Source organism: Lysinibacillus agricola (genome assembly GCF_016638705.1).
In the GTDB taxonomy this organism is placed as follows: domain Bacteria; phylum Bacillota; class Bacilli; order Bacillales_A; family Planococcaceae; genus Lysinibacillus; species Lysinibacillus agricola.
Genome location: NZ_CP067341.1, coordinates 4,185,973 through 4,202,061 on the forward strand (window position 1 = coordinate 4,185,973; position 16,089 = coordinate 4,202,061).

The 16,089-nt window shown below is 36.7% G+C and carries 19 protein-coding genes; 10 read left to right on the forward strand and 9 right to left on the reverse strand.

The window, feature by feature from the left end; all coding sequences use genetic code 11:
• Positions 1-138: 138 nt before the first annotated feature.
• Positions 139-927, forward strand: coding sequence for a molybdate ABC transporter substrate-binding protein (gene modA, locus FJQ98_RS20910; RefSeq protein WP_053596707.1), 789 nt, complete (start codon positions 139-141; stop codon positions 925-927).
• A 3-nt stretch (positions 928-930) separates the two neighbouring features.
• The gene (gene modB, locus FJQ98_RS20915) at positions 931-1,587 is read left to right on the forward strand and encodes a molybdate ABC transporter permease subunit (RefSeq protein WP_053596706.1); all 657 of its coding nucleotides are present in this window, start codon (positions 931-933) and stop codon (positions 1,585-1,587) included.
• 124 nt (positions 1,588-1,711) lie between these two features.
• On the opposite strand, the gene moaD is transcribed toward modB, so the two are convergent.
• Genes moaD through FJQ98_RS20940 form a run of 5 tightly spaced genes read right to left on the reverse strand, consistent with a single transcriptional unit; the run spans position 1,712 to position 5,221 of the window.
• Entirely contained in the window at positions 1,712-1,945 is a 234-nt protein-coding gene (moaD, locus tag FJQ98_RS20920) for a molybdopterin converting factor subunit 1 (protein ID WP_201406531.1), read from the reverse strand.
• Positions 1,938-2,417: a molybdenum cofactor biosynthesis protein MoaE gene (locus FJQ98_RS20925; protein ID WP_053596704.1), complete on the reverse strand. Its 480-nt coding sequence runs from the start codon at positions 2,415-2,417 to the stop codon at positions 1,938-1,940. Before FJQ98_RS20925 ends, moaD begins: the two co-directional genes overlap by 8 nt.
• Complete coding sequence (gene mobB, locus FJQ98_RS20930; RefSeq protein WP_053596703.1) at positions 2,414-2,932, reverse strand: molybdopterin-guanine dinucleotide biosynthesis protein B; 519 nt, start codon at positions 2,930-2,932, stop codon at positions 2,414-2,416. Before mobB ends, FJQ98_RS20925 begins: the two co-directional genes overlap by 4 nt.
• A complete protein-coding gene (locus FJQ98_RS20935; RefSeq protein WP_053596702.1) occupies positions 2,899-4,191 on the reverse strand; it encodes a molybdopterin molybdotransferase MoeA in 1,293 nt (430 codons plus the stop codon). Before FJQ98_RS20935 ends, mobB begins: the two co-directional genes overlap by 34 nt.
• A gap of 13 nt (positions 4,192-4,204) precedes the next feature.
• Positions 4,205-5,221 (reverse strand): thiazole biosynthesis adenylyltransferase ThiF, encoded by a 1,017-nt coding sequence (locus FJQ98_RS20940; RefSeq protein WP_201406532.1) that lies wholly within the window; start codon positions 5,219-5,221, stop codon positions 4,205-4,207.
• A 120-nt stretch (positions 5,222-5,341) separates the two neighbouring features.
• On the opposite strand from FJQ98_RS20940, the gene FJQ98_RS20945 reads away from it, so the two are divergent.
• Genes FJQ98_RS20945 through moaC form a run of 3 tightly spaced genes read left to right on the forward strand, consistent with a single transcriptional unit; the run spans position 5,342 to position 6,901 of the window.
• Positions 5,342-5,836 carry a MogA/MoaB family molybdenum cofactor biosynthesis protein gene (locus FJQ98_RS20945; protein WP_053596700.1) on the forward strand — a complete coding sequence of 165 codons (495 nt, stop codon included), beginning with the start codon at positions 5,342-5,344 and terminating at the stop codon, positions 5,834-5,836.
• Positions 5,833-6,426, forward strand: a complete 594-nt coding sequence (mobA, locus tag FJQ98_RS20950; RefSeq protein ID WP_053596699.1) for a molybdenum cofactor guanylyltransferase — start codon at positions 5,833-5,835, stop codon at positions 6,424-6,426. Before FJQ98_RS20945 ends, mobA begins: the two co-directional genes overlap by 4 nt.
• Positions 6,419-6,901 (forward strand): cyclic pyranopterin monophosphate synthase MoaC, encoded by a 483-nt coding sequence (gene moaC / locus FJQ98_RS20955; RefSeq protein WP_053596698.1) that lies wholly within the window; start codon positions 6,419-6,421, stop codon positions 6,899-6,901. The genes mobA and moaC overlap by 8 nt, the downstream gene beginning before the upstream one ends.
• 98 nt (positions 6,902-6,999) lie before the next feature.
• Here moaC and moaA read toward each other — a convergent pair whose 3' ends face one another.
• From moaA to FJQ98_RS20970, 3 genes are read right to left on the reverse strand one after another with little or no spacing between them, the layout of a single operon-like run.
• Complete coding sequence (moaA, locus tag FJQ98_RS20960) at positions 7,000-8,016, reverse strand: GTP 3',8-cyclase MoaA (protein ID WP_082340375.1); 1,017 nt, start codon at positions 8,014-8,016, stop codon at positions 7,000-7,002.
• 23 nt (positions 8,017-8,039) lie between these two features.
• Complete coding sequence (gene fdhD / locus FJQ98_RS20965; protein WP_053596696.1) at positions 8,040-8,843, reverse strand: formate dehydrogenase accessory sulfurtransferase FdhD; 804 nt, start codon at positions 8,841-8,843, stop codon at positions 8,040-8,042.
• A gap of 12 nt (positions 8,844-8,855) precedes the next feature.
• Positions 8,856-9,203, reverse strand: a complete 348-nt coding sequence (locus FJQ98_RS20970) for a Na-translocating system protein MpsC family protein (RefSeq protein ID WP_053596695.1) — start codon at positions 9,201-9,203, stop codon at positions 8,856-8,858.
• A gap of 621 nt (positions 9,204-9,824) precedes the next feature.
• Between FJQ98_RS20970 and fdhF the strand changes: the two genes are divergently transcribed.
• From fdhF to FJQ98_RS20985, 3 genes are read left to right on the forward strand one after another with little or no spacing between them, the layout of a single operon-like run.
• A complete protein-coding gene (gene fdhF / locus FJQ98_RS20975; RefSeq protein ID WP_053596694.1) occupies positions 9,825-12,761 on the forward strand; it encodes a formate dehydrogenase subunit alpha in 2,937 nt (978 codons plus the stop codon).
• Between the two features lie 4 nt (positions 12,762-12,765).
• Positions 12,766-13,242, forward strand: coding sequence for a helical membrane plugin domain-containing protein (locus FJQ98_RS20980; RefSeq protein WP_053596693.1), 477 nt, complete (start codon positions 12,766-12,768; stop codon positions 13,240-13,242).
• A 16-nt stretch (positions 13,243-13,258) separates the two neighbouring features.
• On the forward strand, positions 13,259-14,305 hold the full coding sequence (locus tag FJQ98_RS20985) for an Mrp/NBP35 family ATP-binding protein (protein ID WP_053596692.1): 1,047 nt from the start codon (positions 13,259-13,261) through the stop codon (positions 14,303-14,305).
• A 167-nt stretch (positions 14,306-14,472) separates the two neighbouring features.
• Here FJQ98_RS20985 and FJQ98_RS20990 read toward each other — a convergent pair whose 3' ends face one another.
• A complete protein-coding gene (locus tag FJQ98_RS20990; RefSeq protein WP_053596691.1) occupies positions 14,473-14,760 on the reverse strand; it encodes a hypothetical protein in 288 nt (95 codons plus the stop codon).
• 213 nt (positions 14,761-14,973) lie between these two features.
• Between FJQ98_RS20990 and FJQ98_RS20995 the strand changes: the two genes are divergently transcribed.
• Both FJQ98_RS20995 and FJQ98_RS21000 read left to right on the forward strand, forming a co-directional pair.
• Entirely contained in the window at positions 14,974-15,297 is a 324-nt protein-coding gene (locus tag FJQ98_RS20995) for a type 2 periplasmic-binding domain-containing protein (protein WP_053596690.1), read from the forward strand.
• Positions 15,298-15,791: 494 nt separating this feature from the next.
• The gene (locus tag FJQ98_RS21000) at positions 15,792-15,950 is read left to right on the forward strand and encodes a YjcZ family sporulation protein (protein ID WP_075807332.1); all 159 of its coding nucleotides are present in this window, start codon (positions 15,792-15,794) and stop codon (positions 15,948-15,950) included.
• Positions 15,951-16,089 lie beyond the last annotated feature (139 nt).

Below are 16,089 nucleotides of genomic sequence, written 5' to 3' on the forward strand. Positions count from 1 at the left end.
TGATTACTATAGTAACGTAATTATGATATTTTTAACATCTTGAACGTTTCTAGCAAATTGGTATTTCTTTTTTAGACATAACTCATTATAATTAGTTATGTCTTGTTATAACGAGTTATAAAGAGGAGTATAATCAAAGTGAAAAAGTATTATAGTTTATTAGCTTCATTGTTACTACTAGTCGGCATTTTAGCAGGTTGTGGTAGCCAAGGAAGCAACAACAAAACAACAAATGAACCAGTTGAATTAACGATTTCTGCAGCAGCTAGTTTACAAGATTCATTAGAAGAGCTTCAAAAAGCGTATGAAAATGAACACGATAATATTAAAATTACATTTAACTTTGGTGGCTCTGGTGCTTTACAACAACAAATTTTAGAAGGTGCTCCTGTTGATCTTTTCTTTTCAGCAGCAGAAGATAAGTTTGACGAGCTTATACAAAAAGGGGTAATCGACAAAAAACAAGGAACGGACCTTTTAGCTAACGAATTAGTATTAATCGTTCCTAAGAAAAATGAAAAACATATGCAATCATTTGAAGACTTAACGAAAGCTGATAAGATTGCCGTTGGTACACCTGAAACGGTTCCTGCTGGGAAGTACGGTATAGAAACATTGAAAAACATGAACCTTTGGGAAAATGTAGAATCAAAAGTAGTGTATACAAAAGACGTACGACAAGTTCTTACTTATACAGAAACTGAAAATGTTGATGCAGGTTTGGTTTATAAAACAGATGCCCTTGTATCAGAAAAAGTCAATGTCGTTGCTACAGCAAAAGGTGATACACATACACCCATTATTTATCCTGTAGGTGTTATTAAAGATAGTAAGCATGCAAAAGAAGCAGAAGATTTTTATAACTATTTACAAAGTGATAAAGCGATGAAAGTATTTAAAAATTATGGTTTTCAAGGAGCTCATTAATAGATGAGTACTGATTTCTGGTCACCTCTTAAACTTTCGATTGAAATTGCACTTGTGGCAGGAATAATTGTGATAGTAGCAGGTATTCTATTCGGTAAATGGATGGCGAAACGCAATTTCAAAGGAAAATTATTTCTTGAAACAGTACTACTTTTACCATTGGTATTGCCTCCTACTGTAGTAGGCTTCCTTCTAATTATTATTTTTGGCAAAAACAGTGTGTTAGGTAACTTGATTTCATGGCTTTTTAACCAACCTGTTATGTTCACATGGTGGGCAGCAGTTATTGCCTCTACTGTTGTTGCATTTCCTTTAATGTATCAATCGGCAAAAACTGGCTTTGAATCTGTTGATGAGGACATCGAGAACGCTGCACGTGTTGATGGTGCAAACGAATGGCAAGTCTTTTTCTTTATTTCTATTCCACTTGCATTGAAGGCCATTGTGTCAGGTGGAATTTTAAGTTTCACACGAGCATTAGGTGAATTTGGTGCGACCTTAATGTTTGCCGGAAACCTTCCGGGCAAAACGCAAACTACGCCACTTGCTATTTATATGGCGATTGGTTCAGGTAACATGTCACTCGCTTGGTCATGGGTGATTTGTATGATAGGTATTTCCTTCCTTATGCTTCTGTGCATTCATTTAATGAAAGTATAAAATAATCAGTAGGGTTTTCTTCATTCCCCATTGATTATTAGTTTAACTGCCCGTAAATGCGGGATAAATAAAGTAAAAGATGTAGTCGATACAAACTAAACTGTATCAACTACATCTTTTCTTTTTACCCTCCACTAATTGGTGGAATAAAGGCGATTGTATCCCTTTTTTCTACAACCGTTGCATCTTTTGCAAATTCCTCATTTACTGCTGTCATGACATGTTGTAAATTAATTTGTGGATATTGAATTTCCATCCATTCCTTAATTTGTCCAACAGTACGATCTGACAGGTCTACACATAATTTTGACTCACCGATACTTTCTTGTAAGTGAGCAAATAGTAATATGTTAATCACAAGACCCCTCCTCACTGATTGATGGATTGCCTTTTGGATAAGGGACATTTTCTAATTGATCACCAATCCATTCAGTGCCATCTTCCCAATACTCTTTTTTCCAAATAGGCACAATTTGTTTAATACGGTCAATAGCAAATTCATTGGCTTCATAGGCTATTTTACGATGTGGTGATGAAACCGCAATGACTACGGCAATATCCGAAATTTCTAAATGACCAACACGATGCGTAATGGCTACTTTCGCTTCTGGCCATTGTGCTTGTATTTCTTTAGAAATTTGTTCAAACATTTTAATGGCCATAGCTGGATAGGCTTGATATTCCAAATGTAGTGTTTTCTTTCCTTTCGTCATTTCACGTACTGTTCCGATGAAAATAGTAATTGCACCAGCATTTCGATCTGTTACTTTTTGTCTAACTTCTTCAACATCAATTGGTTTATCAATGATTTCAAACAACGATGTAGTCATGATTTTCTCCTCATTTCTTTCATTATGAAGTCCATATATTGTGCTTTTTCATGAATTGAAAAAGCTGGATAATCTAACGGTTGATCTAGTGGATATGTCGGCCAATAAAGAACACAGACGATATTGGTTACTTTTTGAAGCAAAGATTGATCTTCCGCTTGTCGCAAAAGAACAACCTTCGGATAGTGTTCATTTTTATAGCCTTCAATTAAAATGATATCCATATTAATAGATGCATAAATAGCTAGTATATCAGCAAGCTGCCAGTTACTTTGATGAATACTCATACGCAAAGTACCTTCCCCTTCAACTGCTGTCACACTTGCGCCAGCCTTCTCATGACGAACACTATCTTTTGAACTTTCTAGCATAGGGATACCACCGTGTCCATGATGCTTGATCGTTCCTACACGAAAACCTTCAATAGTTGCTTGTGTAATGAGCTGTTCCATTAACGTCGTCTTCCCACTATTTTGATAGCCTACGATTTGTAAGATTTTTCGATGTTGCCCCATGGCCACTCACTTCCTTGCAAATCTTCTAGCAATAAGACAACTACTTGCATTCCTTTTTCGTATCCACGTGATCCACCTGGTAATACAATAAAAGCATTGGCTTCTGCTAAGGAAGAAACCGCACTAGATTTATCAAAACCAGAAGGAACTGCCACTAATTGACCGTTTTCGTAAGAAGCATTAGCACGCACAAAACGGGTAAACGGATTCGGTTTTTTAAAGTCCGCATTTAAAACAGCCTGCTCTCTACGTAGATGTGGTTGCTTATTACCAAATGCCGTTCGAATAATTGGTCGTGTAAATAGTTCAAAACCAACATAGCAAGCTGATGGATTACCTGAAAGTCCAAATAATAATTGACCATTTCGAGCCGCAACAGTTGTTACACTACCTGGTCTCATTGCCACTTTATTAAACAGTACTTGTGCGTCAATGGCTTCATAAATGGCAGGTAAGTAATCGTAATCACCTACTGATACTCCTCCTGTAGTAATCAATATATCTACTTCCTCAAGAGCTTTTTCTACAGCCTGAATACATAAATTTAGATCATCGCTAAATTTACCAAAATATTGGACGGTTGCCCCAGCACGTTCAATTTGAGCCATTATCATATAGGCATTACTATTACGAATTTTTCCTGGCTGCAAAGCATCACTTGGTTCTAGTAATTCACTTCCTGTTGCAATAACACCAACGATTGGTTTTCGAAAAACTGGTACTTGATCATAACCAAAAGTAGCTAGTAAGGCGACAACACCTGGATTGATATATTGTCCTTTTTCAATAAGAATTGCGCCTTTTTGAACGTCCTCTCCCTTATAGGAAATATTTGTTCCTGTTTCATAAGAGCGTTTAATCGACATATATGGTTGATTGTCTTCTTCAAATGTGTGCGTTAATTCTAGCATAACGACTGCATCACATCCTTTTGGGATAGGAGCTCCTGTCATAATGCGCACCGCTTCTCGATAACTGACTTCTCTTTCAAATACAAAGCCTGCGCCAATTTCCCCCACTACTTTAAAGGTTACTGGATTTACTGAACATGCCTCTTGACTATCGACTGAGCGAATAGCATAACCATCATAAGGCGAACGATCAAAAGCTGGTACATCTTGGTCTGCAGCAACATCTTCTGCTAAAAAACGCCCATGTGCTTGCTGTAATGAAACGATCTCTATTTTTTCTTGGAATGCAAACTCCATGACCCGTTGAACCGCTTCCGCAACAGCAATTGGTTTTCTTTTTTCTAACATTTGGAACACTCCTTTATCCGAATAAACGATAATAAATGGTTTTAGCTTTTTGTATATCTTGTACACCGTGAATGACAACTCGTCCATCTTGGAAAACCACTAGTCGATAATCTTCTGCTTGGCAAGATAATAAATAGGGATTTTGTTGAATATCACCATACGGACGAAGCTGGGTAGCGAGCTGATCAAAATTATAGTGAATCGGTTTAGGTGGACGTATTTGAATAGCATCGCGACCACATAATACATTTAATTTTGTTTGATTTTCATATGACAAGTATGGATAGGTCGGATTTTTGCCACAGGATGGGCAATCATGATTACGAATTTTTTCAACGTTTATTTCATAGTGTTGATTTTGCCAAACATCGAAAGTTAAATAACTTTTACGTAATGCCTCTGCATTGCCTACTAAAAATTTTAATACTTCAGCTACTTGATAAGCTGCTACGATTTGAACAGTTGGACTTATAATTCCTACTGTATCGCATGTCATCCCTGTATTGGGTATCGCTGCTAACAAACAATGTAAACAAGGTGTTTTACCTGGCACAATCGTATATGTAGCACCATAACTACCAACACAAGAACCATAAACCCAAGGAATTTGATATTTTTGTGCAAGATCGTTCATCATAAAGCGAATATCAAAGTTGTCCGTTGCATCCACCATAATATCTACATCTGCAAGCAATGGTATTAATTGCTCTGTACTTGCATCAATAATATATTCTTGGATGTCTACCTCTGAGTTAATACTTTGTAATCGCTTTTTTGCAGCGATTACTTTAGGATTTTTTTCTAGCGCATCTTGTTCGGTATATAGTTGCTGTCTTTGTAAATTACTCCACTCCACATAATCACGATCAATAATCGTCAACTTTCCTACGCCTGCCCTCACAAGAGCCTCTGCGCTAGCACTGCCTAAAGCACCAACACCTATTATCAGGACATGTTTTTGTTTTAGTAGTTGCTGCCCTTTTTCTCCGATTGGGCTGAATAATTGTTGTCTAGAATATCTATTATGCATAAACGTTTTTGCCTTTCTTTCTAAGAATTTTAGTTTGACCTTTTAATTTATAGCTTTATAATAAAAGCAATGTTTTTCAGCAAAAACAAAACCAACTCTATAAAAGGGAGGTCTTTTACCTTGCACCCAACACATACTCAACTTCCCATACGAGCTGCCATTTTAACAGTGAGTGACACACGCACAAAGGCGGATGATCGGGGTGGTCAGCGTATTCAATCGTTACTTCAAGAAGCTTCATTTGAACTAGTAGATTATCAAATGTCAAAAGATGAACCACTTGAAATCTCAAAGCATGTAAAAAAATGGTGCGTTGATCATACCATCAATACGATTATCGTAACAGGTGGAACAGGCTTTACACCAAGAGACCAAACCTACGACGCCATTCTTCCTCTTTTCGAAAAAGAAATGATGGGATTTGGTGAATTATTTCGAACACTAAGCTATGAAGAAATCGGCCCAAAAGCCATGTTTAGTCGTGCCACAGCAGGTAGTCGCGATAAAACGGCTATCTATGTGTTGCCAGGTTCCACCAATGCCGTGACACTTGCCATGACAAAACTGATTCTTCCTACTGTTCAACATTTTGTTGGTGAGTTGAATCGCGTATGAAAATGGCTGGTGTTGTCTTAGCTGGCGGTCAATCTTCTCGGTATGGTCAACCGAAAATGTTTGAATTATTTGCTGGTCTGCCGTTATATAAGCACAGTCTCATAGCCTTACAAAAAAATCAACTACAGCCTTTAATTATTGCTACTAATGCTAGCTTGCAATCTAAGTTTGTAGAAGAAAAAGTCCAATGGATCATTGAAAAACAACCTCACCAAGGACCTCTGTTTGCCCTGCATAATATAATGACGAATTTTCCAGATGTAGAGTGGTTTTTCGTAATAGCAAGTGATATGCCTTTTATTAATGCAGAATTTGTCCAAACTATGCTAACATTTATCGATGATCGTTATGAGGCTATTGTTCCTAAACAAGCTTCAAGATTACAACCTCTTGCTGCTTTATATCGACGTAGTGCTTTACCAAAAGCACAGCAATTAGTCCAACAAAACAAGAGAAGTATGAAAGTCTTGTTAGAGCAACTTCAAGTATGTTATGTTCCCTTTGAAGAGGACAGCTCCACATTTATCAATATCAATTCACAACAAGATTGGCTACAAACATTTGAAAGGAAATCTAATAATAATGAGTAATTTTACACACTGGAACGAAGAAGGTCGTCCTAAAATGGTCGACATTTCAGAAAAAACAAGCACAAATCGTACAGCCATCGCTCGTAGTACAATCACGTTATCCGATGAGGTCTATCAAGCGATTCAACAGGGAGGCATAAAAAAAGGCGACCCTACGCAAGTGGCACAAATTGCTGGGATTATAGGTGCTAAAAAAACAGCTGATATTATCCCAATGTGTCATCCGATTATGTTACAAGGAACAGATCTTCAATTTGACTATATAAAAGCAGAAGTCGGTTACGAACTACACATTCAAGCTACGGTAAAATGTAGTGGTAAAACAGGTGTCGAAATGGAAGCACTAACTGCTGTATCCATTGCCGCACTGACTTTTTATGATATGTGTAAAGCCGTCGACAAATCTATGGTGATTAAAGAAACATACCTTGTTCAAAAAACAGGCGGAAAAAGTGGCACTTTTGTGCATAAATAAACAGAAAAAATCCGGCATTATTTTGCCGATTTTTTTCTGTCTTTTAACATAAGTCACCAATAACTAAGCTAGTACCAACTAATACCCCTTTATTTCGTCTATCCACCGATGTGTGACATTTCAATTTTTGAGTTTTTCCTTTTTTTCATTGTCTGTTCATTCCGTTCATCGGAATAGCGGTCTTTTCTATTTTCCCAAACATTCGAAATGCTTTGAGTGATGGTTTCATCATCTTTCCCAGACCTTAACAATTCTCGTAGATTCATTCCCTCTGTTGCAAATAAACACGTATATAATGTTCCTTCTGCCGAAATACGAGCACGCGAACAAGTTGAGCAAAATGAATCTGTTACAGATGATATCACGCCGATTTCGCCCTGAGCATCCTCATATTGATAACGCGTAGCCACTTCCCCTTTATAATTAGGGTCAACTGGATGTAATGGGGAAAATTGATGAACTTGGTCAATGATTTCTTTCTTCGACACAACGTCATCTAGCCGCCACCCATTCGAATTACCGACATCCATATATTCAATAAAACGAAGAATATGCTGTTTCTCTTTAAAAAATTCTGCCATCGAAACGATATCTTGCTCATTTTTTCCTTTTTGAACAACCATATTGATCTTTACTTGTAAGCCTGCTTCTGCCGCTTTTTCTATACCTTCTAATACCGTTTTCACTTTTCCTCGATGGCCATTCATCTCGAAAAAACGTTCTTCATTTAGAGAATCTAGGCTAACAGCTACTCGTGATAAACCTGCTCTCGCCAATTCATTTGCATATTTTTTCAATAAAGTGCCATTGGTCGTTAAAGCAATATCCTCTACTCCAGCTATGCGATGAATGCGTTCAATTAATTTCGGCAGATCACGACGTAGTAAAGGCTCACCACCAGTAATGCGTACTTTTTTCACACCTAATGAAACGAAGATCTTTACTAATCGTTCGATTTCTTCAAAGCTCAATATTTTATCGGATGGTAAAAAAGCATAATCTGGACCAAATACTTCTGCAGGCATGCAATATTGACAACGAAAATTACAACGGTCTGTCACTGATATCCTTAAATCTCTTAATGGTCTGTGTAGTTGGTCTTGTAGATTAGTAATTTTAATCTCTTCCTTTCATTTTGTTAGAGTGATTCATTAGGCAAGTGAATACGTTCTTTGTGTGTATAAATATTAAGTGTATTCTGGCGAATAAAACCTACCGTCGTAATACCGAGTTGCTCTGCCAATTGCAATGCTAATTCTGTTGGAGCGGATTTGGACAGCACAATTTCACAGCCAATTTTCGATACTTTAAGTAAAATTTCAGATGAAATCCTTCCGCTAAATACGATAATTTTGTCCTGAATGCTAATTTTGTTTTTTAGGCAATAACCATAAATTTTATCTAAGGCATTATGGCGCCCAATATCCATTCTACTTAATAAAACACCATTCGCATCACATAGCGCTGCATTATGAACACCACCAGTTTGTTTGAATATTTCAGCCAAATCTTGCATATCGCGCATTAAACGAAAACAATCATCTGTTGTAATGCGCACATGAATGCCTTCCATTTTTTTAGCTACTAATGCATCATTAGCAAAAACAAAACCTTGGCGACTCATGCCACAACAAGAAGTAATGTAACGTTTATTTTGAATTTGTTGAAAGTAAGGATTCACACGCTTTGTTTTAACATGCACAAAACCTTCTTTTTCTTGGTGCCAAATGTCTTCAATATCTTCGTAATTGCGAATAATTCGTTCAGAAGCCAAATAGCCAATAACCATATCTTCTACATACTCTGGCGTGCAAACCATTGTCACAAATTCTTGCTCATTAATCTTCACTGTGACAGCGTATTCTGTGACAACAGTATCTTCTATTTCTTTGACTTGATTACCTTCAACACGTATTATTTCTCTTGCTACTGATCGTTCCATATGGCATCCCCTTTAATCACTAATATTATCTTCAAAAACAAATACAGAAATAGCAAAATCCTCTTCAATTTTGATATCTGAAAATAAATGGAGTAACTTAGTGCCCATCAATTCTTCCATGCCTTCCGGAGGTGATTTAGTATACAAATCTTGAATCATCCTTGTACGTGCAGCATGAACCATTTTTAACCCTTCAGGTGTACTCGCAATAAATTTTTCTGTCGGTGTGATATTACCATATAAAGTTGAGACAGCCATGTTCTCGACGAAAACAGTATGAATACGCTCTGGTCCTTTTCCAAATATATCTTTGCGTAGTTTTCGAATAATGTCGTTGAATTCATGCACTTTTTTTGACATTTTAACGATTCTCCCAACGTAATTAATCTTTTTTTCCTATGTTTATGGGGGTCACCCTTATAGTTTGTTAATAATATAGCAACTTAAATAAAAATTAAAGAGAAAATATTCAATGATAATTATTCTCAATCAATAATTTTTACTATAATTATTGTCCATTTCGGCTGAAAAGGCTATAATAAGTGGTATTACAAATGGAATGAAAGTATTTTGATTCTTATGTCATGGTTTTATACAACTAAGTTTGAACTATAGGCATGGTGGTTTTGATATTTAAATTCTATAGTTATATTGAATAAAAAATAAAAGTAGATTGAATTTTTAGCAAGGCCTGTTAAGAATTTTATCCACCATGAATCATAAGCATGTATAATACGTGCCTTTTCATGGTGGATTTTTTTATTTTTGAGCAATATCAACATTGACAACTCGTAATAAATGTTTCTTCATCTATGTTGGTGTAGAAATTGGACAAATTGGGAAATGACATTATAACAAGACAATTTTTTTAAAAATAACAAGACAATCAAAAATAAAAAAACTCGTAATTCTATTCCCGATTTATCCTAAGTATTAACCTGTTGTCAAATAAGTCTCAAAGAGCAGAAGGAGGAAAATACCTTGACTACAATTAAAATTAATGGCCAACCGTATGATGTAGCAGAGGGAGCTACAATACTTGATACCATTAATCAACATGGCATCGCCCATCCACAAATTTGTCATGTACCATCTGTTGATCCTATCGAAACTTGTGATACATGTATCGTTGAAATGAATGGTCAATTAATTCGTTCTTGTTCAACAAAAGCAGTAGGCGGCATGGAGATCCAGCTTACTTCTGATAAAGCGAAAGCTGCACAAACAGAAGCGATGGATCGTCTACTAGAAAATCATTTGCTGTATTGCACAGTTTGTGATAATAACAACGGTAATTGTACATTACACAACACTGCAGAATTAATGGAAATCGAACATCAAAAATATCCTTATCAACCAAAAGTCGAACCACACGAAGTAGACATGTCGCACCCATTTTATCGTTATGATCCAAACCAATGTATCGCCTGTGGACAGTGTGTAGAGGTTTGTCAAAACTTACAAGTTAATGAAACATTATCCCTTGACTGGGAAGCTGAAAGACCAAAAGTAGTTTGGGATGAAGGCGTTGCCATTAACGATTCTTCATGTGTAGGCTGCGGGCAATGTGTTACCGTTTGTCCATGTAACGCATTAATGGAAAAATCAATGCTTGGCGAAGCTGGTTTTATGACTGGGCTTAAACAAGATACGTTAGATCCGATGATTAATTTAATTAAGGAAGTTGAACCTGGCTATAGCGGTATCTTCGCTGTTTCTGAAGTCGAAGCTGCTATGCGTAGTAAACGTACGAAGAAAACAAAAACAGTTTGTACTTTCTGTGGTGTAGGTTGTTCGTTTGAAGTTTGGACAAAAGATCGCAAAATTTTAAAAGTACAACCTTCTGACGGTCCTGTAAATGCTATTTCTACTTGTGTAAAAGGAAAATTCGGTTGGGACTTCGTCAACTCTGAAGAACGAATTACAAAACCATTAATTCGTAAAAATGATGCATTTGTTGAATCATCTTGGGACGAAGCTCTTGACTTAATTGCTACTAAACTAGGTGGCATTCAAAAAGAATATGGTTCTGGTTCTGTCGGCTTTATTTCTTCTTCAAAAATTACGAACGAAGAAAACTACTTAATTCAAAAAATGGCACGTCAATTATTCGAAACAAACGATGTCGACAACTGTTCACGCTATTGTCAATCTCCAGCTACAGATGGCCTACTACGCACAGTTGGTATAGGTGGCGACGCTGGAACGATCAAAGATATCGCAAAAGCTGGTCTTGTTATTATTGTTGGGGCAAACCCTGCAGAAGGTCATCCTGTTTTAGCTACTCGTGTAAAACGTGCCCATAAGTTACACGGTCAAAAATTAATTGTTTCCGACATTCGTAAACATGAAATGGCTGAGCGTTCTGATATTTTCATGCGCCCAAAACAAGGAACAGACCAAGTATGGTTAATGGCCGTTACAAAATATATGATCGATCAAGGTTGGCATGATGAAGCCTTCATTAAAGAGAACGTGCACTTCTTTGATGATTTTAAACATGTACTTGAAACATACACACTAGAATATGCAGAAAAAGAAACGGGCATTTCAAAAGAAACGTTGATAAATGTTGCTGAAATGATTCGTGATGCTGACGGTACATGTGTACTTTGGGGGATGGGTGTTACACAAAATACAGGTGGCTCATATACATCAGCTGCAATTTCTAACCTACTTCTAGCTACTGGTAACTATCGTCGTCCAGGTGCAGGTGCCTACCCTCTTCGTGGTCACAACAATGTTCAAGGTGCTTGTGATATGGGTACACTACCAAATCTATTACCAGGTAATCAAAAAGTAATAGACGACGAAGCACGTAAGAAATTTGAAGAAGCATATGGTGTGAAAATCAAACCTGAACCAGGTCGTACGAATATGGCAATGTTAGATGCTATCATGGAAGGTAAAATGAAAGCAATGTATTTAGTTGGGGAAGATATGGCACTTGTTGATTGCGATGCTAACCATGTAGATAAAGTACTTTCACAATTAGACTTCTTTGTTGTGCAAGATTGCTTCCTTTCACGTACAGCACAATATGCGGATGTTATTTTACCTGCAGCACCTTCTCTTGAAAAAGAAGGTACTTTCACGAATACAGAGCGTCGTGTGCAACGACTATATCAAGTATTACCAACACTTGGTGAATCAAAAGCCGATTGGGAAATCCTACAAACAGTTGCTCGTCGCTTAGGTGCTGACTGGAATTACAGTCACCCAAGTGAAATCTTTGCTGAAATGGCTAGTCTTGCTCCATTCTTCTCGCAAGCGAACTATGATGTATTAGAAAATTGGGGTAGCTTCTGTTGGGGTAGCCATGATGGTAAAGACACACCTTTACTATATGAGGATGGCTTTAACTTCCCTGACAAAAAAGCTCGTTTTGCTTTAAATGATTGGATCAGACCGGTTGAATATGAAGCGCAATATGATTGCCATATTAACAACGGTCGTATGCTTGAACACTTCCATGAAGGTAATATGACAAATAAATCAAAAGGTATTCAATCGAAAGTACCTGAAATTTTTGTTGAAGTATCACCAGAACTAGCAAAAGAACGTGGCATTGAAGATGGAGCTCTTCTTCGTTTAGTGTCTCCTCAAGGCGCATTAAAATTAAATGCCCTAGTGACAGATCGCGTACAAGGAAATGAACTGTTCTTACCTATGAACTCTGTTAGCAAAGATTCAGCGATTAATTTCTTAACAGGACCGGCTGCAGACATCAATACATCGACACCGGCGTACAAACAAACAAAAGTACGCGTAGAAGTATTGAAACAAAAAGGAAAATCACCACTTCCTAGAACAAACCCACGTTATAAAAAACGTCATCCACAAAATGGTGTTGAGGTCCAACGTAAATGGAATCGTCCTGGCTACGTTCACTTAACAACAAATAACGAAAGGGAGTGAGTTCATGGCTGCACCAATTACGACAATTCAAAAAGAGCAGATAACAGAAGAACAACTAAAGGAAGAAAAATTAGACAATTTAAAACAACTTCTTTCTGAGAATGAAGAAATGGTTAATCAGGTCTTTACGATCATGGCAGAATTAAATGATATTGGAGCACTAGAAGCAGCTACGAAACTACTTGAAGCAAAAGAAGATGTTGCCCATATTGCACTTGGTCAATTAACGCGCAAGCCTGTTACGAATATCATCAACAACTTAATGGGTGTTGCAGGAGCATTAACCGAACTGAATCCAGAAACAACAACAAAGCTGATTGAAGGCTTAAATATTGGCTTAGATGAAGCAAACAAAGCCGTTGAATCTGATGAAAAAGTTAGTGCCTTTAAGCTGTTCAAAATGCTAAACGATCCTGATGTTAATCGTGCTATGAATTTTGGCGCTCACTTCTTAAAAGGGCTAGGCAAAGGTCTAAAATAGGAGGATGGTTTCTTATATGCTAACGAACGAGCACATTTTAAAAACTTTGCAGAAAATTGATGACCCAGAACTTCATAAAAGCATCGTTGACTTGAATATGGTACGCAACATTCAAGTCAACGATACGCATATCTCACTTGATATTGTCTTGACTATTCAAGGTTGTCCTTTAAAAGCCAAGATTCAACAAGATGTTGAAGAAGCGTTGAAAGCGATCGGCGCATCAAATGTCTCTATTAAATTTGGTTCAATGACTGATGAAGAGCGTCGTAATTTAACAGCTTCTTTAAAATCAGAAAATGTTACGGATAAAGGTATGCCTAAAATGCTTCTACCCGATTCTGGTGTCAAATTTATTGCAGTTACTAGTGGTAAAGGGGGCGTCGGTAAGTCTACTGTGACAATTAACTTAGCAGTAGCTCTTGCCCGTCTTGGCAAACGTGTAGGTATTTTAGATGCAGACATATATGGCTTTAGTATTCCAGCTATGATGAAGATTCATCAAAAGCCAACAATGATTGACCAAACAGCTATTCCAGTTGTGAGTCATGGTGTAAAAATCATATCGATGGGCTTTTTCACAAACGAAAACCAACCTGTCATGTGGCGTGGTCCAATGCTCAACAAATGGATTCGCAATTTCCTTGTCAATACACATTGGGATGAATTAGATTATCTCCTCATAGATTTACCACCTGGTACAGGAGATGTAGCCATTGATATGGCGGCAATGATTCCACAAGCACAGGAAATTATTGTCACAACACCACACCTTGCAGCTTCTCATGTTGCTTCTCGTGCAGGTCTGATGGCTCAACAAACGAACCACACGATTCTTGGTGTTGTTGAAAACATGGCTTACTTTGAAAATGCAAATGGTGAAAAGAACTATCTATTCGGTCAAGGTGGCGCCGAAAAATTAGCAGATGAGCTTAAGACAAGTATCATTGCTCAAATTCCATTTGCGCAACCTGAGGAAAACACAGGTTCTTCCGTTTATGACGAAGACTCCATTATCGGTGAAGTATTTACTCACCTTGCAGAAGATATGATGTATCAATAAAGTAAAACTTTCATCAGTGGTAACTGATTATTAGTCTTCATCAACCGGGCTTTTACGGGCAGTTAATGCAGGATAAAGCACAAACCCCCTTGACTCGTTATTCACACGAGACAAGGGGGTCTTTTTATGGAGTTGTGTTCTAACGAAACACTCCCCTACTATGTAATTCAATAGCCAGCCTTTTTTAAAACCTGCATAAAATAAAAGCGGTACGTATTTTTAACGAAAGTATCTAAAGGGAGCCCCACATTTAATTGATACTTTGTAAAAATAAAATAAAAACGCTTATCCCATTTTAAACGTAATAATTCCCCAGCATCTTCACCGTATTTCTCTGTAAATTCCTCAATTAAAGGTTCAATCATATAGTAACAATAGTCTTTTAAGTTTGCGAGAGCCTCTATATCTTTTTCCTTTTGAAAACGTGTAATCCAATCTACTAATTGTTCATCCATTTTAAAATCCATCTTTCTATCTTGAGTTTCTTCCTATTATATTATAACTCTTTTTATAAGTTATTGCTTCTCTCGTTTCTTAGACATTTCGATTTGGATTAGTTAAATTTTTTGTAAGTAAATAAGCTTTATACCTATCCAATAGGTCCTTTTTAATAATATTCAATCTTAAAAATTTTTAATAATATATAGAAAGGCTCATCACCAAAAGTTGTGGAAGTAGGCTTACATGAATCGATTAAGGTTGTTGAAGCAGGCTATGGCATTATGCTTGCTCCTTCTTTTAGTGTGACAAATAGCATTGAAAATCAAAAGTTCGCTCGGCTTTATATTGATGGAATAGATATTAAACAAAGCTTATTTATTTGTACGAGAAAAAATGAAACAATTGAACACCTTTTTATAGAATATCTAAAAGAAAACTTATATCCAATTCTGAGCTGTGTGTCTGATCATGCTGCGGTTCTACATGGCAACACCATCTGTGGAGAGTTTTGTAACGCTTCTCTTAAGTATATAAGAACCCCACTGCTTTAGCTGTGGGAGTAGTCAGATAAGAAATGATATTCATCTGCTGTAATAAACAATTTTTTCTTCTGACCATTGAGCTAATTGTTTAATAGCCAATATCGTTTGATAAGTGTCGAAATATTTATAAATTTCCATTTCCATCCCCATTCCCTAGTCCTCCCTAAACATTTTCTTTCATATGCTCAACCCTTTTAACAATTTTTGTATGCGCCATAGTTCTTTTATTTTTAATTCTATTTCTCAGGCTATGAACTATACAAGCATAGCTATCACGTCATATTAATAGTAATGTAAAGCTAATTTAGCCTTACACCTCCGAACTTTGTTACTAAGGGTCACTCCTATCCCAAGTGACCCTTTTTTTATTGACTTATCTCACAAAAACTTAACTTAATTAATTATTTTTCAATTTTTTAAAGTAAGGGTAGCATTTATTAGATAAATACCTCCTCTTTTTTCTACAGCTAACATATTATAGATTGTAGAAAGGGGGGATTTTTATGGGATACTCCGGAAATATGGGTAATTATAATAACAATTGTTGTTACGGGGGCTATGACGGTGGCTATGGCCGTGGTGGTTCATCATTCGCTTTAATCGTTGTACTATTCATTCTTCTAATTATTATCGGCGCTACTTTCATGCATAGAGAGTATTAACGTTCCAATTTTTAAGTGTAAAAAAATTAGACTTTAGCTTCTATTCAGATTGCATATTAATAGATAAAGGTTAGTGCACCTTCATCATTGGCAACAATCAAAAATCTCTATAACCTCTCTTTTAAGTTATCATAATAGT